The organism is Caballeronia sp. Sq4a (genome assembly GCF_023170545.1).
Taxonomy (GTDB): Bacteria; Pseudomonadota; Gammaproteobacteria; order Burkholderiales; family Burkholderiaceae; genus Caballeronia.
Window position 1 is genome coordinate 1,052,912 of record NZ_CP084251.1, and the last position, 24,970, is coordinate 1,077,881.

General features: G+C 61.4%; 19 protein-coding genes, 2 tRNA genes and 2 rRNA genes. 4 read left to right on the forward strand and 19 right to left on the reverse strand.

Annotation, left to right across the window (positions count from 1 at the left end; genetic code table 11):
* Positions 1-54: 54 nt before the first annotated feature.
* The 11 genes from LDZ24_RS18805 to LDZ24_RS18855 all read right to left on the reverse strand — a co-directional run bounded on the left by LDZ24_RS18805 (position 55) and on the right by LDZ24_RS18855 (position 12,774).
* A 23S ribosomal RNA gene (locus tag LDZ24_RS18805) occupies positions 55-2,936 on the reverse strand.
* Between the two features lie 286 nt (positions 2,937-3,222).
* Positions 3,223-3,298: transfer RNA gene (locus tag LDZ24_RS18810), tRNA-Ala, on the reverse strand.
* Between the two features lie 44 nt (positions 3,299-3,342).
* Positions 3,343-3,419 (reverse strand) — tRNA-Ile (locus LDZ24_RS18815).
* Positions 3,420-3,485: 66 nt separating this feature from the next.
* Positions 3,486-5,017: ribosomal RNA gene (locus LDZ24_RS18820) — 16S ribosomal RNA — on the reverse strand.
* Together the 16S and 23S rRNA genes with 2 tRNA genes alongside form the textbook arrangement of a ribosomal RNA operon.
* Before the next feature lie 424 nt (positions 5,018-5,441).
* On the reverse strand, positions 5,442-5,786 hold the full coding sequence (locus LDZ24_RS18825) for a DUF4148 domain-containing protein (protein WP_248322707.1): 345 nt from the start codon (positions 5,784-5,786) through the stop codon (positions 5,442-5,444).
* A 478-nt stretch (positions 5,787-6,264) separates the two neighbouring features.
* The gene (locus LDZ24_RS18830) at positions 6,265-8,178 is read right to left on the reverse strand and encodes a response regulator (RefSeq protein ID WP_248322708.1); all 1,914 of its coding nucleotides are present in this window, start codon (positions 8,176-8,178) and stop codon (positions 6,265-6,267) included.
* Positions 8,175-9,929 carry an ATP-binding protein gene (locus LDZ24_RS18835; protein ID WP_248322709.1) on the reverse strand — a complete coding sequence of 585 codons (1,755 nt, stop codon included), beginning with the start codon at positions 9,927-9,929 and terminating at the stop codon, positions 8,175-8,177. The genes LDZ24_RS18830 and LDZ24_RS18835 overlap by 4 nt, the downstream gene beginning before the upstream one ends.
* Entirely contained in the window at positions 9,929-10,999 is a 1,071-nt protein-coding gene (locus tag LDZ24_RS18840) for an ATP-binding SpoIIE family protein phosphatase (RefSeq protein WP_248322710.1), read from the reverse strand. The genes LDZ24_RS18835 and LDZ24_RS18840 overlap by 1 nt, the downstream gene beginning before the upstream one ends.
* A complete protein-coding gene (locus LDZ24_RS18845) occupies positions 10,984-11,421 on the reverse strand; it encodes an anti-sigma regulatory factor (protein ID WP_248322711.1) in 438 nt (145 codons plus the stop codon). Before LDZ24_RS18845 ends, LDZ24_RS18840 begins: the two co-directional genes overlap by 16 nt.
* A gap of 22 nt (positions 11,422-11,443) precedes the next feature.
* Positions 11,444-11,803 (reverse strand): STAS domain-containing protein, encoded by a 360-nt coding sequence (locus tag LDZ24_RS18850; protein ID WP_248322713.1) that lies wholly within the window; start codon positions 11,801-11,803, stop codon positions 11,444-11,446.
* A gap of 53 nt (positions 11,804-11,856) precedes the next feature.
* Positions 11,857-12,774 (reverse strand): STAS domain-containing protein, encoded by a 918-nt coding sequence (locus tag LDZ24_RS18855; RefSeq protein ID WP_248322715.1) that lies wholly within the window; start codon positions 12,772-12,774, stop codon positions 11,857-11,859.
* 398 nt (positions 12,775-13,172) lie between these two features.
* Between LDZ24_RS18855 and LDZ24_RS18860 the strand changes: the two genes are divergently transcribed.
* From LDZ24_RS18860 to LDZ24_RS18870, 3 genes are all read left to right on the forward strand, one after another.
* Positions 13,173-14,552 carry a nucleobase:cation symporter-2 family protein gene (locus tag LDZ24_RS18860; RefSeq protein ID WP_248322717.1) on the forward strand — a complete coding sequence of 460 codons (1,380 nt, stop codon included), beginning with the start codon at positions 13,173-13,175 and terminating at the stop codon, positions 14,550-14,552.
* 25 nt (positions 14,553-14,577) lie between these two features.
* Positions 14,578-15,411 carry an alpha/beta hydrolase gene (locus LDZ24_RS18865; protein ID WP_248322718.1) on the forward strand — a complete coding sequence of 278 codons (834 nt, stop codon included), beginning with the start codon at positions 14,578-14,580 and terminating at the stop codon, positions 15,409-15,411.
* A 141-nt stretch (positions 15,412-15,552) separates the two neighbouring features.
* Entirely contained in the window at positions 15,553-16,155 is a 603-nt protein-coding gene (locus LDZ24_RS18870) for a phasin family protein (protein WP_248322719.1), read from the forward strand.
* A gap of 15 nt (positions 16,156-16,170) precedes the next feature.
* On the opposite strand, the gene xth is transcribed toward LDZ24_RS18870, so the two are convergent.
* From xth to LDZ24_RS18905, 7 genes are all read right to left on the reverse strand, one after another.
* Positions 16,171-16,971 carry an exodeoxyribonuclease III gene (xth, locus tag LDZ24_RS18875; RefSeq protein ID WP_248322720.1) on the reverse strand — a complete coding sequence of 267 codons (801 nt, stop codon included), beginning with the start codon at positions 16,969-16,971 and terminating at the stop codon, positions 16,171-16,173.
* A gap of 181 nt (positions 16,972-17,152) precedes the next feature.
* Positions 17,153-18,043: an ABC transporter permease gene (locus LDZ24_RS18880; RefSeq protein ID WP_248322721.1), complete on the reverse strand. Its 891-nt coding sequence runs from the start codon at positions 18,041-18,043 to the stop codon at positions 17,153-17,155.
* Positions 18,040-18,864 carry an ABC transporter ATP-binding protein gene (locus LDZ24_RS18885; RefSeq protein WP_175940683.1) on the reverse strand — a complete coding sequence of 275 codons (825 nt, stop codon included), beginning with the start codon at positions 18,862-18,864 and terminating at the stop codon, positions 18,040-18,042. The genes LDZ24_RS18880 and LDZ24_RS18885 overlap by 4 nt, the downstream gene beginning before the upstream one ends.
* A 112-nt stretch (positions 18,865-18,976) precedes the next feature.
* Complete coding sequence (locus LDZ24_RS18890) at positions 18,977-19,996, reverse strand: ABC transporter substrate-binding protein (RefSeq protein ID WP_248322722.1); 1,020 nt, start codon at positions 19,994-19,996, stop codon at positions 18,977-18,979.
* Positions 19,997-20,035: 39 nt separating this feature from the next.
* Positions 20,036-20,926 (reverse strand): TauD/TfdA family dioxygenase, encoded by an 891-nt coding sequence (locus LDZ24_RS18895; protein ID WP_248323348.1) that lies wholly within the window; start codon positions 20,924-20,926, stop codon positions 20,036-20,038.
* A gap of 114 nt (positions 20,927-21,040) precedes the next feature.
* Positions 21,041-22,237 carry a DNA polymerase IV gene (dinB, locus tag LDZ24_RS18900; protein WP_256465397.1) on the reverse strand — a complete coding sequence of 399 codons (1,197 nt, stop codon included), beginning with the start codon at positions 22,235-22,237 and terminating at the stop codon, positions 21,041-21,043.
* A gap of 114 nt (positions 22,238-22,351) precedes the next feature.
* Complete coding sequence (locus LDZ24_RS18905) at positions 22,352-22,717, reverse strand: hypothetical protein (RefSeq protein ID WP_248322725.1); 366 nt, start codon at positions 22,715-22,717, stop codon at positions 22,352-22,354.
* A 240-nt stretch (positions 22,718-22,957) separates the two neighbouring features.
* Here LDZ24_RS18905 and LDZ24_RS18910 point away from each other — a divergent pair, with 240 nt between their 5' ends.
* Positions 22,958-24,535, forward strand: coding sequence for an MDR family MFS transporter (locus LDZ24_RS18910; RefSeq protein ID WP_256465398.1), 1,578 nt, complete (start codon positions 22,958-22,960; stop codon positions 24,533-24,535).
* Positions 24,536-24,564: 29 nt separating this feature from the next.
* Here LDZ24_RS18910 and LDZ24_RS18915 read toward each other — a convergent pair whose 3' ends face one another.
* Positions 24,565-24,807 carry a hypothetical protein gene (locus LDZ24_RS18915; RefSeq protein ID WP_248322728.1) on the reverse strand — a complete coding sequence of 81 codons (243 nt, stop codon included), beginning with the start codon at positions 24,805-24,807 and terminating at the stop codon, positions 24,565-24,567.
* Positions 24,808-24,970: the final 163 nt, after the last annotated feature.

Consider the following 24,970-nt stretch of genomic DNA (forward strand, 5'->3'; position numbering starts at 1 on the left):
GGGTCCAAGTAAGCGCTGAAGCGCTAACTTTGACCGACAAAACACACTGGTTATAGGATCAAGCCTTACGGGCAATTAGTATCAGTTAGCTCAATGCATTACTGCACTTACACACCTGACCTATCAACGTCCTGGTCTGGAACGACCCTTCAAGGGGCTCGAAGCCCCGGGGATATCTCATCTTAAGGCGAGTTTCCCGCTTAGATGCTTTCAGCGGTTATCTCTTCCGAACATAGCTACCCGGCGATGCCACTGGCGTGACAACCGGTACACCAGAGGTTCGTCCACTCCGGTCCTCTCGTACTAGGAGCAGCCCCCTTCAAATATCCAACGCCCACGGCAGATAGGGACCAAACTGTCTCACGACGTTTTAAACCCAGCTCACGTACCTCTTTAAATGGCGAACAGCCATACCCTTGGGACCGGCTACAGCCCCAGGATGAGATGAGCCGACATCGAGGTGCCAAACACCGCCGTCGATATGAACTCTTGGGCGGTATCAGCCTGTTATCCCCAGAGTACCTTTTATCCGTTGAGCGATGGCCCTTCCATACAGAACCACCGGATCACTATGACCTGCTTTCGCACCTGCTCGACTTGTCGGTCTCGCAGTTAAGCACGCTTATGCCATTGCACTATCAGCACGATTTCCGACCGTACCTAGCGTACCTTCGTACTCCTCCGTTACGCTTTGGGAGGAGACCGCCCCAGTCAAACTGCCTACCATGCACTGTCCCCGATCCGGATCACGGACCAAGGTTAGAACCTCAAACAAACCAGGGTGGTATTTCAAGGACGGCTCCACCGAAACTGGCGTTCCGGTTTCATAGCCTCCCACCTATCCTACACAGATCGGTTCAAAGTCCAATGCAAAGCTACAGTAAAGGTTCATGGGGTCTTTCCGTCTAGCCGCGGGGAGATTGCATCATCACAAACACTTCAACTTCGCTGAGTCTCGGGAGGAGACAGTGTGGCCATCGTTACGCCATTCGTGCAGGTCGGAACTTACCCGACAAGGAATTTCGCTACCTTAGGACCGTTATAGTTACGGCCGCCGTTTACCGGGACTTCAATCAAGAGCTTGCACCCCATCATTTAATCTTCCGGCACCGGGCAGGCGTCACACCCTATACGTCCACTTTCGTGTTTGCAGAGTGCTGTGTTTTTATTAAACAGTCGCAGCCACCAGTTTATTGCAACCCTTTCACCCTCCTGGCGCAGGCCAGTCAAGCTACCAGGGCGTACCTTATCCCGAAGTTACGGTACCAATTTGCCGAGTTCCTTCTCCCGAGTTCTCTCAAGCGCCTTAGAATACTCATCTCGCCCACCTGTGTCGGTTTGCGGTACGGTCATCGTTAGACTGAAGCTTAGAGGCTTTTCTTGGAACCACTTCCAATTGCTTCGTGACCGAAGTCACTCGCGCCACACCCTTGAATTACGTGCCCGGATTTGCCTAAGCACCTTCTCCAATGCAGCGACCGGGACGTCCAACACCCGGACAACCTTCCGCGATCCGTCCCCCCATCGCATCTAACAATGGTGCAGGAATATTGACCTGCTTCCCATCAGCTACGCATTTCTGCCTCGCCTTAGGGGCCGACTCACCCTACGCCGATGAACGTTGCGTAGGAAACCTTGGGCTTACGGCGAGGGGGCTTTTCACCCCCTTTATCGCTACTCATGTCAGCATTCGCACTTCCGATACCTCCAGCACGCTTTTCAACGCACCTTCGCAGGCTTACGGAACGCTCTCCTACCATGCGAGTAAAACTCGCATCCGCAGCTTCGGTGACTGGCTTGAGCCCCGTTACATCTTCCGCGCAGGACGACTCGATCAGTGAGCTATTACGCTTTCTTTAAAGGGTGGCTGCTTCTAAGCCAACCTCCTGACTGTTTTAGCCTTCCCACTTCGTTTCCCACTTAGCCAATCTTTGGGACCTTAGCTGGCGGTCTGGGTTGTTTCCCTCTTGACACCGGACGTTAGCACCCGATGTCTGTCTCCCGTGATTGCACTCTTCGGTATTCGGAGTTTGCTATGGCGTAGTAATCCGCAATGGACCCCACAACCATGACAGTGCTCTACCCCCGAAGGTGATACACGAGGCACTACCTAAATAGTTTTCGGAGAGAACCAGCTATTTCCAAGTTTGTTTAGCCTTTCACCCCTATCCACAGCTCATCCCCTAACTTTTCAACGTTAGTGGGTTCGGTCCTCCAGTACGTGTTACCGCACCTTCAACCTGGCCATGGATAGATCACTTGGTTTCGGGTCTACGCCCAGCAACTGATCGCCCTATTCGGACTCGCTTTCGCTACGCCTGCCTTAATCAGTTAAGCTCGCTACTGAACGTAAGTCGCTGACCCATTATACAAAAGGTACGCCGTCACCCGTTTCCAGGCTCCGACTGTTTGTATGCATGCGGTTTCAGGATCTATTTCACTCCCCTCCCGGGGTTCTTTTCGCCTTTCCCTCACGGTACTGGTTCACTATCGGTCGATCACGAGTATTTAGCCTTGGAGGATGGTCCCCCCATCTTCAGACAGGATTTCACGTGTCCCGCCCTACTTGTCGTACCCCTAGTTCTTTCATACTGTTTTCGCTTACAGGGCTATCACCTGCTATGGCCGCACTTTCCAGAGCGTTCAGCTAACAATACAAATAAAGAGTACAGGCTCTTCCCATTTCGCTCGCCACTACTTTGGGAATCTCGGTTGATTTCTTTTCCTGCGGTTACTTAGATGTTTCAGTTCACCGCGTTCGCTTCGCATAGCCTATGTATTCAGCTATGGATACTCCATACGGAGTGGGTTTCCCCATTCGGACATCTTCGGATCAATGCTCGTTTGCCAGCTCCCCGAAGCTTTTCGCAGGCTACCGCGTCCTTCATCGCCTGTGATCGCCAAGGCATCCACCACATGCACTTGTTCGCTTGACCCTATAACGAGTGTGTCTCGCGACACCTCTGTCATAGGCTGAGTATTCGCGTTGTGCCGTATTCCAAGTCATCAATTAAGATCACTTTTCATACTCGATACAATCACTACCCTGACTACCCTACTCGCACCCATCTCTAAGTGCTTTCAGATAATCTCTTTACTACTTCTTCCTGATTGTTAAAGAACGTTTAGCCGATAGGTGTCTTGCAATACCCACAGCATCAACTGGCTAGCAATCGCCAATGCAAAAAACTTCGCGATGAAGCGTTTTGCATTGAAGATTGATGGTGGAGGATGACGGGATCGAACCGACGACCCCCTGCTTGCAAAGCAGGTGCTCTCCCAGCTGAGCTAATCCCCCGTGTGCCTGACTCGAGTTCGAAGCTCGGTCAGCACTTGTTAGGGTGGTGGGTCTGGTTGGATTCGAACCAACGACCCCCGCCTTATCAAGACGGTGCTCTAACCGACTGAGCTACAGACCCTTAGCCTGTTTCTAAACCACAGCCGATAAGCGTGAGCGCTTCAATGCTTCGTGCATCAAGCTCGAGAAAGGAGGTGATCCAGCCGCACCTTCCGATACGGCTACCTTGTTACGACTTCACCCCAGTCATGAATCCTACCGTGGTGACCGTCCTCCTTGCGGTTAGACTAGCCACTTCTGGTAAAACCCACTCCCATGGTGTGACGGGCGGTGTGTACAAGACCCGGGAACGTATTCACCGCGGCATGCTGATCCGCGATTACTAGCGATTCCAGCTTCACGCAGTCGAGTTGCAGACTGCGATCCGGACTACGATCGGTTTTCTGGGATTGGCTCCACCTCGCGGCTTGGCAACCCTCTGTTCCGACCATTGTATGACGTGTGAAGCCCTACCCATAAGGGCCATGAGGACTTGACGTCATCCCCACCTTCCTCCGGTTTGTCACCGGCAGTCTCCTTAGAGTGCTCTTGCGTAGCAACTAAGGACAAGGGTTGCGCTCGTTGCGGGACTTAACCCAACATCTCACGACACGAGCTGACGACAGCCATGCAGCACCTGTGCGCCGGTTCTCTTTCGAGCACGTCCACCTCTCAGCAGACTTCCGACCATGTCAAGGGTAGGTAAGGTTTTTCGCGTTGCATCGAATTAATCCACATCATCCACCGCTTGTGCGGGTCCCCGTCAATTCCTTTGAGTTTTAATCTTGCGACCGTACTCCCCAGGCGGTCAACTTCACGCGTTAGCTACGTTACTAAGGAAATGAATCCCCAACAACTAGTTGACATCGTTTAGGGCGTGGACTACCAGGGTATCTAATCCTGTTTGCTCCCCACGCTTTCGTGCATGAGCGTCAGTGTTGGCCCAGGAGGCTGCCTTCGCCATCGGTATTCCTCCACATCTCTACGCATTTCACTGCTACACGTGGAATTCTACCTCCCTCTGCCACACTCAAAGCCTGCCAGTCACCAATGCAGTTCCCAGGTTAAGCCCGGGGATTTCACATCGGTCTTAACAGACCGCCTGCGCACGCTTTACGCCCAGTAATTCCGATTAACGCTCGCACCCTACGTATTACCGCGGCTGCTGGCACGTAGTTAGCCGGTGCTTATTCTTCCGGTACCGTCATCCTCCAGCCATATTAGGGCCGAAGTTTTCTTTCCGGACAAAAGTGCTTTACAACCCGAAGGCCTTCTTCACACACGCGGCATTGCTGGATCAGGGTTGCCCCCATTGTCCAAAATTCCCCACTGCTGCCTCCCGTAGGAGTCTGGGCCGTGTCTCAGTCCCAGTGTGGCTGGTCGTCCTCTCAGACCAGCTACAGATCGTCGCCTTGGTAGGCCTTTACCCCACCAACTAGCTAATCTGCCATCGGCCGCCCCTACAGCGCGAGGTCCGAAGATCCCCCGCTTTCCTCCGTAGATCGTATGCGGTATTAATCCGGCTTTCGCCGGGCTATCCCCCACTACAGGACACGTTCCGATGTATTACTCACCCGTTCGCCACTCGCCGCCAGGCCGAAGCCCGCGCTGCCGTCCGACTTGCATGTGTAAGGCATGCCGCCAGCGTTCAATCTGAGCCAGGATCAAACTCTTCAGTTCAATGCCTGTTACTGTTTTCGGTTTCTAAGAAACCGGTCGCTCACTCAACGTACTGACGATGATTAATCCGTCTTTCGACAGACAAACCTTCCTCTGATACTTCGTGTGAGACTCTTGATACTTTTGCTTGACCAGTTCCGTAGAACCGGCCGCACTCCACCATCAAGCGCCCACACTTATCGGCTGTTAGTTTTTAAAGAGCAATTGCACAAGAATCGCTTTGCTTATTTGCTTGCTTTCTTGCGCGCCGTCATTCAACGGGAGGCGAATTATGACTGGCGCAAGACAAGTAGGTCAACCCCTTTTTCCAAATTATTTTCGGGCGACGATTAGGCACTAAAAACGACAGGTAAAAAGGCGCCAGTGCGTGCATTCACAGCACGATATCCGCCTGGCGCGCAGAGCATCGATATGATCCGGGCGCTCAGTTCCCGAAGAACGGCGTGCAGAAGCCCGCCGGACCGACGCAATCCGCCGCCGCAGACGACGAGTCGCCGCGCCGCATCGACCCCGACGCACCTGCACCCGACGGCGTGCCGCCGTAGGCCTCTTGCGAATTTCGCGCGGCGACCGTGGCCTCCGCCGCCTGAATGTCCGCTGGGTACGTCGCGTTCTCTCCCGTGGCCGGCGAGAATCCGGCCCGCTCCAGCTGCGCGAGTTCAGCCTTGACCTGCGCGCGAGTCACCGGGGCAGTCTGATCCTGCGCGAATGCAAACGTCGGCGCGACGACAGCGGCGACCGACAAGACAACTTTAGCGATGGTGTTCATGGTGAGTGCAAGCTCCAACGAGTAGGGTTGACGTGGATCGCACGCGATCCGCTAACCTCGCTCGGCCCGGGTTCCAAGCATTGAGGCTTCGAATGGTTAACCGCAGCACACCGCGATCTATTCCATGGCGAGAACGACTTGCACGCGATACGCGTTCGCCACACCCGTTGGCTATCGCCCAGGATGTCATCCGCTTGCGAAGACAAACGCGCCGCACAACGGCGTGGACGCATCACGGGGGCGGACTGTCATCGTCTTGCCCGATAAAACGTCAACGTAATCTCGAAGCGCTACCGCTCGATAATGTAGATGTACTTACGATTTCATAATGCGAAACGCGTCGACAAAACGACGCAACGTAGGCTAGACAGCCCGCGCCCGCTGATGCTCCAAACACGCCGTTCGTTGCCGCGGCGCGCACCGCAATCGCTCTTGCTACATCACAATGCCGCGCCGAAGAACTCATCGGAAACACCGGTTACTCCCCAAACCGCCCCCGCACGGCCTTCAAGATCTCCGCGAACGCCACCGGCTTCACGAGATGATGATCGAAGCCCGCCTCTCTCGACCGCTGCCGATCATTCGCCTGTCCATAGCCCGTTACCGCGAGCATCAGCGCATCCTGCGTCGCGGGACGCGAACGCATCTCCGCCGCGAGCGTGTAGCCGTCCATTCCCGGCAGTCCGATATCGAGGAGGATGATCTGCGGTGCGAAGCTGTCGCTGATGGCGAGCGCCGTGGTCGCGTCATGCGCGGTGCGCACATCGAAGCCATCGGCTTCCAGCAGTAACGACATCGCCGTTGCGGCATCCACGCTGTCATCGACGAGCAGCACGCGCATGCCGCCGCTCACGCTCGCCGGCTCCCGCTCCACCGCACGCGGCGCGACTTCCGCTCCCTTCGCGAGCGGCAGCCACACGACGAACTCGCTGCCCTGATGCGGCCCGGCCGAATGCGCGTCGATACGCCCGCCCTGCAATTCGACGAGCGTCTTTGCCAGCGGCAAGCCGATGCCGAGCCCGCCTTCCGAGCGTTCGAGTGATGTCTCCGACTGCACGAACAGATCGAAGATATGCGGCAGCATGTCGGCCGCAATGCCGATGCCCTTGTCGCGCACGGTGATGCGCACTTCGTCGCCGACCTGCTCGGTCTCGATGGCGACCTCGCCTTCTTCGACGCTGTACTTCGACGCGTTCGACAGCAGATTGCCGAACACCTGCGCAATCCGCACGCTGTCGCCGATGATGAAGAGCGGCGCATCCGAAAGCTTCGTCGTGAGCCGGTGACGCTTCCTGTCGAGTGCGGGCTGCGTCGTTTCGATCGCCGCTTCCACCGCCGCCGCGATATCCACCACTTCGCGCCGCAGCGTGATCTTGCCCTGCGTGATGCGCGCGACGTCGAGCAGATCGTCGACGAGACGGCTCAGATGCCGCACCTGCCGGTCGATGATCGAGCGCACCGTCGAAAAGTTGTGCGCCGAGGGCGCGCGTTCGGGGTCGAGCAGGTCCACGGCATTGCGAATCGGCGCGAGCGGATTGCGCAGCTCGTGCGCGAGCATGGCGAGAAACTCGTCCTTGCGGCGGTCGGCGTCGCGTAACAGCATCTCCGCTGCCTTGCGCTCCGAGATGTCGTTGACGATACCCGCGATACGCGCTGGCCGCCCCTGCGCCTCGCGTACGAGCGACGCACGCTCGGACACCCAGCGCGGTTCACCATGCGCGCGCGGAATACGATATTCGACCTGATACGGCGTGCCGCTCCCGAGCAACTGTCGGTACGCCGCCGCGACATCCTCCCGATCCAGCGCATGAATCTCGCCCGACCAGTGATCCGCGCCGGGTTCGGGCGTCGGCGCGCCATCGCCGGAATTCCACAGCCGCGCGTAGGCGGGGCTCACATAAAGCAGGCGATTCGCGGCGGGATCGAGCATCCAGAAGACGTCGTCGATGTTCTCCGCAAGCTGGCGAAACCGCTCCTCGCTCTCGCGCAACGCGTTTTCCGCAAGCCGGACGCGCAGCAGCGCGCGCACGTGCGCGATCAGTTCGGCCGGCTCGACCGGTTCGGTAAGATAGCTGTCCGCGCCGCCTTCCAGACCGCGAATGCGATCCATGCTATGCACCGCCGCCGCCGACGTTTGCAGCACGAGCGTTCCCGCCGTTTCCGCCGACGCCTTGATCTGCCGGCACACTTCGAGGCCGTTGATGTCGGGCAGCTTCACGTCGAGCAGCACGAGATCCGGCGATTCCGCGCGCACGCGCTCCAGCGCGGCGGTGCCGGTTCCCGCCTCGATCACGTTGAATCCGGCACGCGACAGAATGCGCGTCTTCGCGTAGCGCGCGCCGTCGTTGTCGTCGACGTTGAGGATCAGCACCTCGGTCCAGTCGCTTTTCATGTCGCCAGCCCTTCCCCGCGACGCAAGCCCTCCATCGCCTTCGACACCATGTCCAGCACGCCGGCCAGTTCTCCGCCGGAGATCGGCTTCTGGATGAATGCCGCCGCGCCGAGCGCCTCCGCCTCGTTGCGATCCTCGGCCTCGCCGAGCACCACGACCGGCACATTGCGCGTCGCTGCCTGCGCGCGCAATGCGGCGAGCCAGATCCACGCTTCGGACGCCGCCGGCCGCACCGCGAGCAGCAGCGCGGCCGGCGGCGTGCGCGCGAGCGCGCGGCTCGCTTCGTCGAGCGTCGCGGCGCTTACCGTGCGATACGGCGAAGCCTTGAGCGCGGCCTCGCAATCCAGCCGCTCGATCGGATTGCTCGCGACGACGAGCACCATCGGACGCGCGTCGCCGTGCGCGGCTTGCATGCTGTCCGGCGCGCCGTATTCGGCCGGTATCGTCGCAATGAAGGTGGAGCCGCGTCCGAGTTCGCTCTCGAGCGAGACATCGCCGCCGAGCAGCTTGCAGAGCTTCCTGCACAGCGGCAGGCCGAGTCCCGTGCCCTTCACGTATTGCTGAAGCCGGTTCTCGACCTGTCCGAATTCTTCGAAGACGACGTGCTGGTGCTCGGGCGCGATGCCGATGCCCGTATCCTTCACCGCGAACGTGATGAGGCGCCGCACTTCGTCATAACTCGCCGACACGCGCACTTCGCCGCGCTCGGTGAACTTCAGCGCGTTCGACACGAAGTTACGCAGCACTTGCGCGACCTTCGCTTCGTCCGTGCGAATGGGCGGAAGCCCCTCGCACGATTCGAAGATGAGTTCCACCGCGCCGCCCGGCGTGAGCGGGCGCAGCATGCCGCGCAGCGCCGAAAAGAGGGTATCGACTTCGAATTCCGCGGCGCGCACTTCGATCTTCCCGGCTTCGATCTTCGCGAGGTCGAGCAGATCGTCGACCGTCTCGGAGAGATCTTCCGCCGCTTTGCGAATGAAGCGCACCTGCTTTTCCTGCTCCTCCGTCAGATCGCCGTCGATCCGTTCGAGCAGCAGCTTCGACAGCGCGCGAATCGACGAAAGCGGCGTGCGGAATTCATGGCTCATGTTCGACAGGAAGCGCGACTTCGACTCATCCGCGCGACGCAGATGATCCGCGCGCGCATCGAGTTCGGCATACAGCGCGACGACGCCGCGATTCGTGTCTTCGAGTTCGCGCGTGAGGCGCGTCAGTTCTTCCTGGCGCTCGCGCAAGTCGGCAAGCGCGCCGATCAGCTCGCGGTTTTGACGCGCGAGTTCCGCGGTCGAATCTTCGCTGTCCTGGCGCGACAGCGTGGCGGATATGGCCTGCACCGCGCCGGCATCGACAGGCGTGTTGTCGGGCAGCGCCTTCGCGAGCGAAATGGCCGTGCCGCCGCCGGCTTCGTCGGCGATCGCGCATTGGTCCATCAAACGCTGCGCGGCGAGCAGGCCGAGCGCGGCTTGCGAATCGTCGTTCTTCATCGCGCGAAGCCGCTCGCCCGCGCTCGCGCACGCCAGAAAGCGCACGACGAAGCGCGGCGGATACGTCGCGTCGTCGACCACGAAATCCGCCCGCGCCCGCGCGCCGGCCGTGAGCACCGTGCGCGCCGCTTCGAGCACCGAGGTCGAAATGCGCGTCTGGTCCTGCGCCGAAAAGCCGAGCGCGGCGCTCGCGTCGCGCGCCTTGCGGCGAGCCGCGACAATGTCGTGCTCGCCGTCGATCTGCATCGAGTAGAGCGGAAGCGCCATCACGCGCTCCCGGCCGCGCGGGCGACGAACACGGTGACGTCGTCGCGGCCACGCGAGAAATCGCGGTACAGCACCGCCGCGACGAGCGCCGGATGCCGCGCGCTCAGGCCCGGATAGCGCGCGAGATCCCAGCGCGAACCGATTCCATCCGAATGCAGCACGACGAGCGCGTTCGGCGGATACGGCACGTCGAATTGCTGCACGCGTCGCGCCCCGTGCCCGACGATGCCGCTGTGCGACACCAGATGCCGGTGCGAATCCTCCGTCCACACGCTCGCCGCGATATTGCCGATGCCGGTGAACGCGACCTTCGCGCCGCTCGCCGACGCGGCGTTTGCAAGCACCGGCATGCGCGCGATGCCGACCGCCGCGCCGCGCGTCGGGCGCAAGGCTTCGTTCGCAAGCTCCATGATGCGTTCGAGCGGCGCATCCCCGTGGCAGCCGAGCACGCGCGCCGCTTCGACCGCCGCGACGTTCGCGAGCGGCCCGTGACCCAGGCCGTCCGCGACGAGCACGGTGAAGCCGTTCTCGCCCGAGCTACAGGACCACGCGTCGCCGCAGACCGTCTCGCTCGGAAGCGGCAGGTTCACGACGCCGTAGGTGACGCGCGCCGCACCGATGGACTCGGCGGCAGGCGCGGCCGCGCGGTTCCAGCAGACGACGCGCATCACCGTGCCTTGCTGCGGCCGGCTCCAGATGTCGAGTTCGCCGGACAGACGCCGGATCGCGCCCATGCCGTTGCCGGGGCTGCCGGCCGTCGTGTAGCCGTCCTCGAAGCAGCGGTAAAGATCGTGGATGCCGGGGCCGCTATCGACGGACAGAATCTCGATGCCGTAACGGTCGCCCGCATCCAGCAGCGGACGCACGAGCAGCTCGCCGCTGCCCGCATGTTTAAGGAGATTGGTGCCGCATTCGGTGACGACAATCGCGAGTTCGCCCGCGACTGTCTCGTTGAAACCGAGCCCGCGCGCCAGTTCGCCGATCGAGCGTCGCGCGAAGGCTATCTGGCTCGCCTCCGCGATCTCGTGGCGCTGTTGCGCGGCCATCGATTCCTTTAGAACGGTTTCCATTTCGTGATCGAGACGTGCGTACCTTCACCCGGCGCAGAGCGGATATCGAACTCGTCGCACAGGCGTTTGGCGCCGCCGAGACCGAGTCCCAGCCCGCTGCCGGACGTGTAGCCGTCCGAGAGCGCGCGGGCGATGTCGGGAATGCCGGGCCCGTTGTCGACGAATTCGAGTTTGAGGCCACGGCGGCCATTGCGCTCGACGATCGTGCAATGCACGTCGCCGCCGCCACCGTAGATGAGCGTGTTGCGTGCCAGTTCGCTCGCCGCCGTCACGAACTTGGTCTGATCGATGAGCGACAAGCCCTGCGCTACCGCCTTCTCGCGCACGAACTGGCGCAGCCGCACGATCTGCTCATCCGAGCGGATCGGCAGCGTCTCGGCCGGAGAGGCAGCGCGCGCTGCCGAGGAATCGAAGGTGATCATGGAATGGTTCGCTTGGCGGCCGTCAGACCGCGCCGCCCCCGGTAAGCAGCGCCATGCCTTTTTCCACATTGAGCGCCGTGCGCACGCCCGAGAGCGTGAGCCCGAGTTCCACGAGCGTGATCGCGACCGACGGCTGCATGCCGACGACGACGGTCTGTGCATCCAGCACGCGCGCCATCGCCGCCGTGTTGCCGATCATCCTGCCGATGAACGAATCCACCACGTCGAGCGACGAGATGTCGATCAGCACGCCCTTCGCGCCGTCTTTGACGATGCGGCTCGTCAGATCGTCCTGCAGCGCGAGCGCGAGGCGGTCGTGCATGTCCACTTGAATGGTGACGAGCAGCAGCTTGCCCATCGTGAGAATTGGAATGCGATCCATCGCTTGGGGCCCTGTTCAGTCGCGTTGCATGCGGTTGTCGATCTCGCGCGCCGTCATTCCGGCAGCGACGAATCGTGCAGGCCGCCCGCGCCGTTGCGCGTGGCGTTGTCCTGCGCGCCCGCCGCCGTCACGGACTTGCCGGTGCGCTGCAGCGCGACGATGAACGCCGCCGCGAGCGACGCCTTCGTCGCCACGTTCGACAGGTTCACGCCCAGATGCACGATGGTCTGCGCGATCTGCGGACGAATGCCGCTGATGATGCAGTCCGCGCCCATGAGCCGCGCCGCCGCGACCGTCTTGAGCAGGTGCTGCGCGACGAGCGTGTCGACGGTCGGCACGCCGGTGATGTCGATGATCGCGATGGCCGCGCCGGTTTCCACGATCTTCTGCAGCAGGTTCTCCATCACGACTTGCGTGCGCGCCGAGTCCAGCGTGCCGATGAGCGGCAACGCGAGAATGCCGTCCCACAGCTGCACGACGGGCGTCGACAATTCGAGCAGTTCCTGCTGCTGGCGCACGATCACTTGCTCACGGCTCGCCTGAAACACTTCGGTGGTGTAGAGGCCGAGTTCGTCGAAGAGCGAGCTGACGGTCCACGTGAGATCCGCCAGCGCCACGGGCTCGTTCGGAAGTTGCTGACGCAGACGCGCGACGAGCGGTTGCTTCAGCGAGAACACGAACATCGCGGTTTCGACCGGCGAAAAGCCCTGACGGGCGCGCTGCCCCGACATATCCGCGAGAAACGCGCGCACTTCCTGCCAGTGCGACGCCTTGAAATCGACGCGATCCGACGCGCCGAGCGCCGCCAGCAACAACGAGACGAACTGTCCGAACTGATTGCGAAGTTCGGCTTCGCCGACGAGTCCGCGCCGCGATGCGATGGCATGCTGCTGCGTGATCCATTCGGCGAGCAGGTCCGCCTGATTCGAATTAAAGAGTTGGGCGAGTCGCGTTCCGCCGACCATTTCCATGCCGAGATCCCTGTGCGAATGATGGTATTTTTTTGGGCGCCAAAGCCCCGGATGTCGCCGTTTTTGCGTTGAAAGCATCGGGCCGCGTATGCCGCGCCCGCCCCCGCGCAACGCAAAGGCGCTCGGAATGTAGCACGCCATCTCGAAAATCGACAGTGCGCTCGGCCTTGATTTACAAGCCGAAACGCGATTCGTGCGAAGAATGATCGCGCGTTATTTAGCAATCGGGAAAATATGCCGGGCGTTCGTTAGCGGCTAGACAAAACAAGGTCATAAGTCCCTGGGCATTTCTCCGGATGTGCGATGCCGTGTATAGGGACGCGATTATTTTTTTGGGCGCCAGCGGGTGCAATACTCGCTCGCACATCACGCGATTCACCCTGCCGCCCGGAGCACACATGGCCCAAACCCCTCATCCCGTCGACGAAGTGCTGCCCCTCGGACAGATGCTCGCCGTCGGCATACAGCACGTGCTCGTCATGTATGCGGGCGCCATTGCCGTGCCGCTCATCATCGGCGCGGCGCTCAAGCTGCCGAAGGATCAAGTCGCGTTTCTGATCAGTTCGGACCTCTTCGCATGCGGCATCGTCACGCTGATTCAGTGCATCGGCATCTGGAAGTTCGGCATCCGATTGCCCGTCATCATGGGCGTCAGTTTTGCGCCGGTCGGGCCGATGGTCGCGATGGCTTCCTCGGGCGCGGGACTGCCCGCCATCTTCGGCGCTACTATCGCCGCGGGCGTGTTCGCCATCGTCATCGCGCCGTTCTTCGGGCGGCTGATGCGGTTCTTCCCGCCTATCGTGACCGGCACCATCATCCTGACCATCGGCATGACGCTATTTCCCGTGGCGATCAACTGGGCGGGCGGCGGACATGGCGCGCCGCATTTCGGCGAGCCGAAGAACTTGATGATCGCCAGCATCGTGCTGCTCGCGATTCTGCTCATCAACAAGTATCTGAAGGGCTTCGTCGCCAACATCTCGGTGCTGCTCGGCATGGCGATCGGCTTTCTCGTCGCGTTGCCGATGGGCCTCGTGAACTTCTCGGGCGTCGGGCGTGCCGCGTGGTTCGCGCCGGTGCGGCCGTTCGCGTTCGGCTTGCCGACCTTCGACATCGCGGCGATCGCGTCGTTGTGCCTCGTGATGATCGTCATCATGGTCGAATCGCTCGGCATGTTCCTCGCGCTCGGCGATCTCACGATGCGCCCCGTCACGCGCGCCGATGCCACGCGCGGCCTTCGCACGGACGGACTCGGCACCGTGATCGGCGGCGTGTTCAATACGTTCCCGCATTCGTCGTTTTCGCAGAACATCGGGCTCGTCGGCATTACCGGCGTGAAAAGCCGCTGGGTCGTCGCGGTATCGGGCGTTATCCTGATGCTGCTCGGGCTATTGCCGAAGCTCTCCAATCTCATTGCGTCGATACCGGTCGTCGTATTGGGCGGCGCGGGCATCGCGATGTTCGGCATGGTCGCGGCCACCGGCGTCAAGATCCTCAGCAAAGTGGATTATGAAAACAAGAACAACCTGCTCATCATTGCCATCAGTCTCGGCGTCGGCGTCATTCCGCTCGCCGCGCCGACGTTCTTCGCGCAGATGCCCGCGTGGGCCGGCCCGCTCACGCATAGCGGCATCACGCTTGCCGCCATCTTCGCGATCGCTTTGAACGCGCTATTCAATCGCAGACAATCTGCGGACACCGTGCAGCGCGACATTGCGGCGGACATGCCGCTGAGTCTGCGGCAAAGCGATGAAGCCCACATGCGCCCGCGCGAATGACAAACCCCTTGCATTGCAGCGACTCATGATCGAAGCACTATGCGTTTTACTGGCGGCCGTTGCTTTGGCGTATCTCTTCGCGCTCGCCGCGCTGTATTGGCTGCAAGGGCGGCTCGTGTATCCGCTGGAACAGATTCAGGCTTTCGTCGATGCGACGCTCGAAGAGAGCACCGAAGTCATCATGCTGCAAACGCAAGACGGCCTCGTGCTGAAAGCGCGTTATCGCGCGCCGCCCGACGCGCACGCGCCGACCGTGCTGCTTTTTCACGGCAACGGAGAAGACCTGACGCAACGCGCGCACATTGCGCTCGAGATGATCGAAGCCGGCTACGGCGTGTTGCTCGCCGAATATCGCGGCTATGGCGGCAATCCCGGCAAGCCGCACGAGGCCGGGCTCTATGCGGATGCGCGCGCCGCTTACGCCTACGCTCGCGCGCGGTCGCCATTCATCGTGCTGCACGGCTATTCGCTGGGATCGGGCGTAGCCGTGCAACTCGCGAGCGAAGCGAGCGTGACCGCGCTGATACTGGAAGCGCCTTTCACCAGCATCGTGGATGTGGCGGCCGCGCGCTTCCGCTTCTTTCCGGTCCGGGCGCTAGCACGCGACCGCTATGACAACCTCTCGAAGATCGCTTCAATACGCGCGCCTATCCTCATCTACGGCGGAACGCGGGACTTCGTGGTGCCGCCTGTTCACTTTCAGCGTCTCTTCGAAGCGGCGCGGGGCGACAAACATCTGGCGATGATCGAAGACGCCGACCATCTGGATGCATGGCGCAACGGCGGGCGCGCACACGTCATGCAGTTTCTGGCCTCTCTGAGCGCGCGCGAACGGAAAAAAACTTCCGACGCAACGTGACCGGTCGTGCTTGAAAAAATCGGGCCTCGGACGGGAACCGGCTAGCATGTGCTTCGTCAGAATCAACTCACAAGGCGCGGCTGTCCCGCCCCGCATTCGTTATTTACCGATTGATATTCGGCTTAAGGAAAGGAGCGGTCAATGTTTCAGTATCCCGGTCTCATCGCTTATCAAATGCCGTCGATCGCACGCGCCAATCTTCAGGCGTTTCTCAACGCGAGCGAGCGGTTCGCGAACGGCCTGCATGCGCTGACAGAACTGAATGTTCAGACGGTGCGCACGGTCATCGAGGAAAGCAATTCACTGCTGCGCACCGGCGACGAGACGAGCCCCGGCGAAGTGTTGAGTTGGCAGTCGGTGATGCTCGCGCAGTTGCCGCAGAAGGCGGCTTCGTATGGACAGCATGTGCTGTCGATCATCACGTCGACCGAAGCGGACATTCTCGGCGAAGTGCGCAGCCAGTACGAGCGCAATGGCATCACGCTGAAAGGCCTGTTCGATAGCGGCGCGCAAGCGACTCAGGAGACGACGGAATCGACGAGCCTCGTCGTGACCAATCTCGCGGAAACGACGAGCGAAGCAGCGGCGAATACGTCGGGCGTGATCCTCGATGCAAGCGGCGAGATCGCAAACGAAGCGGCCAGCGAGTCCGCCGACGAAACCAAGCAACTGGTTCTGCCCGCGGAAGAAGCGCAGAGCGCGCCGGTGAAGCCGCCGCGTTCGTCGTCGCGTCGTCAAGGCTAACCACCCGAGGCGGTCTTACTCGGCCGCCTTCTTCTTCGCACGCGGCTCCTTCAATACGACCCACGCGGGCGCATGGTCGCTCGCGTGCGGCTCGCCGCGCACCCATGTATCGACGCCCGCATCCTGAAGCCGGGGCGCAAGATCCTTGCTGAGCAAGATGTGATCGATGCGCAGCCCCGAGTTCGTCTGCCAGTGCTGGCGGAAATAATCCCAGAAGGTATAGATGCGCTCATCGGGATGCTTTTTGCGCAGCGCATCCGTCCAGCCCTGCGCGAGCAGCTTCGCGTAAGCCGCGCGGCTTTCCGGCTGAAGCAAGGCATCCTTGAGCCATGAGCGCGTGTTGTAGATATCTTCGTCGGTCGGCACGACGTTATAGTCGCCCGCCAGTATCACCGGATGTCCGCTTTCGAAAAGCGTCTTCGCGTGCGCGTTGAAGCGCTCCATCCATGCGAGCTTGTAGTCGAACTTCGGGCCCGGCTGCGGGTTGCCGTTGGGAAGATAAAGACAGCCGATCAGGATGCCATGCACCGCCGCTTCGATATAACGGCTGTGCGTGTCGTCTTCGTTGCCGGGCAAGCCGCGACGGCTCAGAACCGGCTCGGCGTCCCGCGCCAGTATCGCCACGCCGTTCCACGATGCCTGTCCGTGCCACACCGCGCCATAACCGGCAGCCTGTATGGCGGAGATGGGGAACTGCGCGTCGGTGGCCTTGAGTTCCTGCAAGCAGACGACATCCGGCGCTTCGCGTTCGAGCCAAGCGAGCAAGGCATCGAGACGCGAGCGTATGCCGTTGATGTTGAAGGTCGCGATTTTCATCCAGCGGTCTCCATCGGTCATGGCGTCATATCGCCGTCGATCGTACACGCATCGCACAATGCGTGCCGCCACGGTTGACCTTGGAGGATTGGAAGAAACTTCAGCCGATTCGGGCATTCGCGAGTTCTTCTCGATGCCCGAGCGTTCAGTGTGTGCCGCGCCGCATTCAGCCCATTGCAATCTACGACTGAACGCCCCAGCGCCGCACGGTCACGCGTTCGATGGTATCGAAGACCAGATGTTCGACCGCCAGCCCGATCACGATGACCGCTGCCAGCCCCGCGAACACGCGGTCCGTATAGAGCTCGTTGCGGTTCTGGAAGATGTACCAGCCCAGTCCGCCCCTGCCCGAACTCGCGCCGAATACCAGTTCCGCTGCAATCAACGTGCGCCACGCGAATGCCCAACCCACTCGTAAGCCGGCGAGAATGGACGGCAACGCGGCGGGCACGAGAATCAGCACGACGTGCCGCAGGCCCGTGAGCCCGTAATTGCGGCCGGTCATGCGCAGGGTCGACGGCACCGCCTGGAATCCCGCATACGTATTGAGCGCGAGCGGCCACAGCACCGAGTGCACGAGCACGAAAAGAAGACTGCCCGTGCCGAGCCCGAACCACAACAACGCGAGCGGCAGCAACGCAATGGAGGGCAAGGGATTGAACATCGCGGTGAGCATCGAAAGAATGTCACGGCCGATGCGTGTCGATACCGCAAGTGATGTCAGAGCGAACGCGAGCGCCGCGCCGAGCAGATAACCGCGCAGCAGCACGGACAGCGAGATCGCGGTCTTGGCGATCAGCTCGCCGCTAATGATGCCCTGCGCGAAGGCAACGCAGGTCGCGCTGAAGGTCGGCAAGAGCAAGTCGTTATCGACCACGCGCGCAACGCATTCCCATAACGCCATGAGCGCGACCGCGATCAGCAACTTGCGCAGCCACGCGCGGTCGAAAAGACGCGTCGCAAGCGGCAAGGTCGCGGCGCGCCGCGTTACATCGGCTGCGGGCGAGAATGTCGACGGATGCCGTTCGAACTCGGGCCGCACCGGCGGTTCGATCAATTGCGGCGTGCTCATTGCGCGATCTCCTCTTCGAACAACAGACGATGGATACGCGCGACACTCTGTTGAAAGTCGCCTCGGCCCACGCTCTCCTGCGAATACTGATGACTGTTCAATTCCGCGCGCACGCGGCCGGGATGCGGCGTCAACAGCAGAATCCGATTCCCGACGATCAGCGCCTCTTCGATGGAGTGCGTGACGAACAGCAACGTGAAGCGTTCATCGCTCCACAGCCGCAGCAGTTCTTCCTGCATGCGGCGGCGCGTGAGCGCGTCGAGCGCGGCGAACGGCTCATCCATGAGAAGCACGCGCGGTTGCATGGCAAGCGCTCGCGCAATCGCGACGCGCTGCTTCATTCCGCCGGACAGCGTATGCGGATAAGCATCGGCCACATGTGCAAGGCCGACCTTGTCGAGATAGTGAAGCGCCCGTTCACGCGCTTCTGCGCGGCCCAGCTTGCGCGCGACGCGCAACGGAAAAGCCACGTTTTGCAGGACCGTCTTCCAGGGCGGAAGCTGGTCGAACTCCTGAAACACAACAATGCGGTCCACGCCCGGCCCGCGCACGCGCTCGCCGTCGATTTCGATGCTGCCCGCCACCGGCTGAATGAATCCCGCCACTGCCTTGAGCAAGGTGGACTTGCCGCAACCCGACGGTCCCAGCAGCACGAAGCGGTCGGCGCCATAGACATCGAAGCTCACGTCATGCGTCGCGCGCACGAGACGCTCCGGCGTGCGGTATTCCAGCGAGACATTACGCGCGCTCAACAGCTTGGTGGTCGATAAAACGGCCTTGTTGCTTTCGACCGGATACAGCACATGAGGATTGGCAGCCATGATCGCAGTGCAAAAACGCAAACCATCAAGATACCGGCGCGCGTTTCAGAGCCTAACCAATGAATGCGCATATTCAATGCACGATCGCGGATAAGGCGCTCGCCCGAATCGATCAACTTCCGTCGCGCGTGGCGGGGTCGCTAAAGAAGTAGTCTTGCCACGACTTCGGTTCGTTCTTGATGACGCCCACGCGATGCATGAACTGCGCAAGCGCGAAGGTGTTCTGTGGCGCGATCTTGAACTGCACCGAAGGGTCCGTGATGATCTTGACGAGCAAGGCGCGGTCGATCTTGGCCTGATTCACGCGCAGATAAATGTCCGCTGCTTCATTCGGATGCTGCGTCACGAAGCGCGCGGCATCGGCTAAACCATCGACGAACGCGCGATACGTCTTGGGATTCGCGTTGCGGAACTTCTCGGTCGCATAGAGCACCGTCGCGGAACTGGGTCCGCCGAGCACGTCGTAGGAACTGAGAACGATGTGCGCCTTCGGGTTGCCCGCCAACTCCTGCTGCTGAAACGGCGGATTGCCGAAGTGCGCGTTTATTTCCGTGCCGCCCGCGATGATCGCGGCGGCTGCATCCGGATGCGGCACCGCTTGCGTCAGCTTGTCGAGGCGATCGAACTCTTTGTCGCCCCACTGCTTCGCGGCGGCATATTGCAGAATGGGCGACTGCACCGACACGCCCACGGCAGGCAACGCGATACGGTCTTTATCCGTGAAGTCGGCGATGGTCTTCACGCGCGGATCATTCGATACGAGGTAATAAGGCAGATTGCCGAGCGAAGCGACGCCCTTCACGTTCTGGCGCCCGTGCGTGCGGTCCCAGATGGTCAAGAGCGGACCGACGCCTGCCGCTGCAATGTCCACGGAACCGGACAGCAGCGCGTCGTTGATGCTCGCGCCGCCGGAGAGCTTCGCCCAATCCACCTTGATATCGATGCCCTGCTTCTTGCCTTCCTGCTCGATGAACTTCTGGTCGCGCGCCACGTTCAGGAGCAAATAGACCACGCCATATTGCTCCGCAATGCGCAGGGTGCCTTCCGCGAAGGCGCTGCAAGTGCCACCGAGCGAAAGCGCCAACGCGCAGACAAACGCGCGCAACTCGCCCTTCCCTTTTCGAGAATGCATCGAAAAACCCCGTGTTTGTAGGACTATTTGTGGTTCGGCTTAGAAAGGCGCATCGCCTTCGATGGTGGTCCGATACAGCTTGCGGCGCTGATCGTCCGGCGTGCCCGCCGCCAGATGCATGACCGAGCGGTTGTCCCAGAACACCATGTCATGGTCGCGCCAAACATGCCGATAGACGAATTCGGGCCGCACGCTGTGCGTGAAGATTTCGTCGAGCAATGCGCGGCTTTCATCTTCCGGCATATCGACGATGCGCGTGGTGAAGTGCTCGCTCACGAAGAGCGCCTGACGACCCGTCTCCGGATGCGTGCGCACGATGGGATGCACGACCGGCTTCACCTGCGCGATCTGCTCCGGTGTGAGATTCGGACGCCACGGACTGCGCTTTTGCAGCTCCGCATATTTCGCGAGATACGTGTGCTCCGCGAAACGCCCCTCGACCGCGTTCTTCAGATGCGCGGGCAACGTCTCCCACGCGAGATGCTGATTCGCGAACAGCGTGTCGCCGCCTGTCGACGGGAGCTCTTGCGCATGAAGCATCGAGCCGAGGCTCGGCTTCTCTTTGTATGAGAGATCCGAATGCCAGAAGTGGCCGGCGTCGCCGAGTCCAATAGGCTTGCCGTTCTCGATGATGTTCGACACCACGAGCACTTCGGGATAACCGGCCAGTCCGAACTGGTGCAATACGTGAATCTGCAATGGCCCGAACCGCTTGCTGAAGGCGACCTGCTGCGCGGGCGTGATGCGCTGTTCGCGGAACACGAGCACGTGATAGTCGAGGTGAGCGCGATGAATGCGCGCGAAATCCTCAGTGGCCAAGGGCTGCGACAGGTCGAGCCCGATGACCTCTGCGCCCAGCGGGCCGTCAAAGGGACGAATGACGATTTGTTGCTCGACGGCCTCGGCAGCGTCGTGGGTCGGCGAAAGAATGGTCACGGTGTAATGAAAGCGGCGGACAGACGAATAATCTACGCCCGGCACGCGCGCGCGGCAACGAACGATGCGCGATTTGATTATCTGGCGTGATGCTAAGACCGCGACAGCTCAGTCTTCGATTGCGTCGAAAGGCAATTCGACCTGTACCGGCGCGACGGAAACGCCGGCTTCGTCAGCGGACTCCAGCGCGCTCACGCGCACGCCGAGCAGTCGCAGTCTTTTGTCGAGCACGATTCGTTTGAGGCACTCGGTCGCCGCGCGACGAATCTCGGATGCATCGGCCGTGGCGATTGGAATGGTCAAGTCGCGCGTGACGGTGCGAAAGTCGTCGAAACGCAGCTTGATGCCGACGGTGCGCCCCACGTAACCTTTGCGCGCGAGATCGTCCGCCACGCGCTTGCAGAGGCCCGTGAATTCCGCCGAAAGCGTGGCGCGGTCGTGTTTGGGATGAAGGTCGCGCTCGAACGTGGTCTCGCGGCTCATGGACTTGGGCGTGGAACTCACGACGACAGGCCGTTCGTCCTGCCCTTGCGCGATGCGCGCGAGCCACGCCGCATAGGTCGGACCGAAGTGCGATTGCAGAAGGCCGAGGTCGGCGGCCGCGATATCGCCCACGGTCACGATGCCGAGCGCCGCGAGCTTGTCATTCGCCTTGGGCCCGATGCCATTTACCTTGCGCGCGGCCAGCGGCCAGATGCGCGTGGGCAGGTCGTTCATCGTAAGAATGGTGAGACCGTCGGGCTTGTCCAGTTCCGAGCCGATCTTCGCGAGCAGCTTGTTCGGCGCGATGCAGATGGAACAGGTGAGGCCGGTCGCTTCGCGCACCGCGTCTTTCATGCGCTGACCAATGTCCGCTGAATCGCCGGGCATGTCGGTGACGTCGATATAGATCTCGTCGATGCCGCGGTTCTCGATCTGCGTGGTGAATCCGGCAATCGCCGCTTTGAAGAGGCGCGAGTAATGCCGATAAGACTCGAAATCCGTCGGAAGAAGAATGGCGTCGGGCGCGAGCTGGGCCGCTTTCATCATGCCCATTGCGGAGAACACGCCGAATTTGCGGGCTTCATACGTGGAGGTCGTCACCACGCCGCGGCCAGCGTAGTCGCGCAATCGCTTGAAACGACGCGTGCCGTCCGCCATCGTCTCGGGCGCGGCGTTCCGACCGCCTCCGACCACCACCGGCTCACCGCGTAACTCCGGATAGCGCAGCAGTTCGACCGACGCGAAAAACGCATCCATGTCGAGGTGCGCGATACGGCGCGGCGGCGTCTCTGAGGCGAACGAAGAAGGCAGTGAGGCGTCCATCGACGGCGAAAGGCGAGCGCAAAAGCAAGAGCGCTTAGGGCCGAAGTCGAAAATGGCTTACTGTACATTCATACAGTGATTTTCGCCAGCGGCCTCTCAGTGACGCTTCAGCGGCTACTCTGCCGCGCGCTTTTCCGCGAGTGCGCGGCGGCAGTCGTCGAAGACCTGCCGGACCACATCGGACTGATAGTTGAGGTCTTCGCTGTCGAGAATCTCCTCGACGGCATCGCGCGCCCAGTCGGCCTCGAGTATCGCGCAATGACGCGCGGCCAGATCGCGCGCAATGGCGGCAAGCTTCGCGACCGTCAGCCAGTCCGCGAGCCGCTGATGCCTGTCGAGCCACTTGTGCGCGGCCTGCACGTGGAAAGCCGCCGCCGGCCAGTCTCCGTTCAGATAGAACGCGCCCAGACTGCCGCATGTCAGCCAGCAGAGCAATTCGACGCGGTCCCGGGCACTCAGGGTACGAGGCACATCGTTCATGGCGGCGCTCACGAAGGACGTTTCGACGAGAGGACGTCAGCGAATACGCTGCGTTCCGTATGAATTCCGTATGAAACAAGATAGCACGGGATGGTGCGCCGCGGCAGTGCCTTGCAAGAAAGGCATCGTGTGCTGACGAACGCATGAATCGCGGCTAAGAATTCCCTGCCTCGCGACGAAGGAGCATGTCAAAGGCGGTAAGTAAGACCGCGCAAGCAGCGCGTGGCGCACCGGGATACCATGACGAGTCGAACCGCGCGTGCACGGCGCGGATCGCGTCCTCTTTCATCAGATCCCGACCGCATGCCCCAACACAAGCAGACCGTCCGTCCCCTCGTCATTGCCGCAGTGATGGCCTCGATGGCCATGGTGGCGATCGAAGCCACCATCGTTTCGACCGCCATGCCGCAGATCGCCACGCAGCTCGGCGGCCTCAATCTGTATAGCTGGGTGTTCTCGTCGTTCCTGCTGACGCAGACCGCGCTTACCGTCGTATTCGGCAAGCTCGCGGATCTTTACGGCCGCAAGCCCGCGATACTCGCCGGCATCGCCATCTTTCTCGTCGGGTCGATACTCGCGGGCTTCGCGTGGTCGATGCCCGCCATGATCGTCTTCCGCCTTATACAGGGCGTCGGCGCGGGCGCCATTCTGCCGGTTGCGCTGACGGTGGTCGGCGATCTCTATCCGGCTCGGGAACGTGGCAAGGTGCAAGGGTACCTCGCGAGCGTATGGGCCGTGTCCGCCGTGTTGGGGCCGATGGTCGGCGGCTTGCTCATCCGGCATCTTTCGTGGAGCTGGATCTTCTGGATCAACCTGCCGATCGGCGCGCTCGCCGCGCTGCTATTCGTGCTCTTTCTGCACGAGGAAAAGCGCCACGAACGTCCGGCAATCGACCTCGCAGGCGCGTTCCTGTTCACGGCCGCCGTCGCTTCGCTGATGATGGCGCTCACCGATGCGAGCACCGCAAGCAGCGCGCGCGTCGGCGTGGAAGTCGCGATATGCATCGTGGCCAGCGTGCTCTTCGTCATGCAGGAAAAGCGCGCCGCCGATCCGATGATCTCGTTCGGCTTATGGGCGCATCGCCCGATCGCGGCGGGCAACGCCTCGACGCTGCTCGCGGGCATGGCGTTGATGGGCCTGACCACGTTCCTGCCGATGTACGTGCAAGGCGTCATGCATCGCTCGCCAGTCGAAGCGGGCCTCACGCTCACGATGATGATGATCGGCTGGCCCAGCGGCGCCACCTTCACTTCGCGTACCTTCAGCCGCATCGGGTTGCGCCGCTTGTTGATCGGCGGAACCGTGTTCATTCCGCTCGGCGCGATTCCGTTCGTGCTTCTCACGCCGCAGTCGAGTCCCGTGTGGGCCGGCGTTGGCTCCGCGGTGATGGGCTTCGGCATGGGCATACTGAGCGTGTCGTGCCTCATCCTGATTCAGGAAATCGTCAAGCTGTCCGAGCGCGGGAGCGCCACTGCATCGAACCTCTTTGCCCGCAATCTCGGGAACACGCTCGGCGCAGCCGTGTTCGGCGCCGTGCAGAACTATGGGCTGGCGCATGCGAGCGGCGTGCCGGCCGTTAGCGCCGATCAATTGAAGCGCCTGTTATCGGCCGTGCCCGGCAACTTCGCGAGCAACGCGGAGATTCGCTTCGCGCTGCACCATGCGCTGCATCTCACCTTCACGTCGATGTTCGTGATCGCGCTGGGCGCGGTCATTTCGATGCTGTTCATGCCCGCGGTAGACATCGGTCGGGCTCGGCCTGCGGTGGGGACGGTCAGCGCGAACGACGCGCCGGAACGCGTCGGCATCGACGCCTGATCCGGCGTCGATGCGTTGCACACTCAGTCTCAATCTTGCGCCTGAATGAGCGGGCTGTCCTGCTTGTCTTTGGACACGCTCGCATCTCCGCTCTGGCTTCCCGGCGCAGCGGATTCGTCCGCCGCGATGGTCTGCGTGTTCATGCCTTGTTGCGACGTGGGCGCGCCGGTGTCGGGCTTGTAGTGCGGCGCAGGACCATAGCCGCTTGCGAGCGCGTAAGGCGCGGCAAGCGAGGCCGCGACGAGAACAATGCCGGTGACTTTGCTGATCATGGTCGTACTCCTGAGGGTTTCAGATGTCCACTTCATCGGCCAATGCACTGCCCTGCCAGCATGCGACCTTCCGAAATGTGCACGCAGTCTACGTGCGTGACTCGACCATGAAATCCCCCCAGAAGCGCGGATACGAATGGCGGAAGCGCCCTGAATGAAGCGC

What these genes read in the sequence shown, in the direction of transcription:
- dinB (WP_256465397.1), bottom strand. Translation starts at nt 22,237, where the DNA reads ATGGACGCCTCACTGCCTTCTTCGTTCGCCTCAGAGACGCCGCCGCGC.
- LDZ24_RS18865 (WP_248322718.1), top strand. Translation starts at nt 14,578, where the DNA reads ATGATCGAAGCACTATGCGTTTTACTGGCGGCCGTTGCTTTGGCGTAT.
- LDZ24_RS18905 (WP_248322725.1), bottom strand. Translation starts at nt 22,717, where the DNA reads ATGAACGATGTGCCTCGTACCCTGAGTGCCCGGGACCGCGTCGAATTG.
- LDZ24_RS18860 (WP_248322717.1), top strand. Translation starts at nt 13,173, where the DNA reads ATGGCCCAAACCCCTCATCCCGTCGACGAAGTGCTGCCCCTCGGACAG.
- LDZ24_RS18870 (WP_248322719.1), top strand. Translation starts at nt 15,553, where the DNA reads ATGTTTCAGTATCCCGGTCTCATCGCTTATCAAATGCCGTCGATCGCA.
- xth (WP_248322720.1), bottom strand. Translation starts at nt 16,971, where the DNA reads ATGAAAATCGCGACCTTCAACATCAACGGCATACGCTCGCGTCTCGAT.
- LDZ24_RS18880 (WP_248322721.1), bottom strand. Translation starts at nt 18,043, where the DNA reads ATGAGCACGCCGCAATTGATCGAACCGCCGGTGCGGCCCGAGTTCGAA.
- LDZ24_RS18830 (WP_248322708.1), bottom strand. Translation starts at nt 8,178, where the DNA reads ATGAAAAGCGACTGGACCGAGGTGCTGATCCTCAACGTCGACGACAAC.
- LDZ24_RS18840 (WP_248322710.1), bottom strand. Translation starts at nt 10,999, where the DNA reads ATGGAAACCGTTCTAAAGGAATCGATGGCCGCGCAACAGCGCCACGAG.
- LDZ24_RS18910 (WP_256465398.1), top strand. Translation starts at nt 22,958, where the DNA reads ATGACGAGTCGAACCGCGCGTGCACGGCGCGGATCGCGTCCTCTTTCA.
- LDZ24_RS18855 (WP_248322715.1), bottom strand. Translation starts at nt 12,774, where the DNA reads ATGGAAATGGTCGGCGGAACGCGACTCGCCCAACTCTTTAATTCGAAT.
- LDZ24_RS18850 (WP_248322713.1), bottom strand. Translation starts at nt 11,803, where the DNA reads ATGGATCGCATTCCAATTCTCACGATGGGCAAGCTGCTGCTCGTCACC.
- LDZ24_RS18845 (WP_248322711.1), bottom strand. Translation starts at nt 11,421, where the DNA reads ATGATCACCTTCGATTCCTCGGCAGCGCGCGCTGCCTCTCCGGCCGAG.
- LDZ24_RS18835 (WP_248322709.1), bottom strand. Translation starts at nt 9,929, where the DNA reads ATGGCGCTTCCGCTCTACTCGATGCAGATCGACGGCGAGCACGACATT.
- LDZ24_RS18915 (WP_248322728.1), bottom strand. Translation starts at nt 24,807, where the DNA reads ATGATCAGCAAAGTCACCGGCATTGTTCTCGTCGCGGCCTCGCTTGCC.
- LDZ24_RS18890 (WP_248322722.1), bottom strand. Translation starts at nt 19,996, where the DNA reads ATGCATTCTCGAAAAGGGAAGGGCGAGTTGCGCGCGTTTGTCTGCGCG.
- LDZ24_RS18885 (WP_175940683.1), bottom strand. Translation starts at nt 18,864, where the DNA reads ATGGCTGCCAATCCTCATGTGCTGTATCCGGTCGAAAGCAACAAGGCC.
- LDZ24_RS18825 (WP_248322707.1), bottom strand. Translation starts at nt 5,786, where the DNA reads ATGAACACCATCGCTAAAGTTGTCTTGTCGGTCGCCGCTGTCGTCGCG.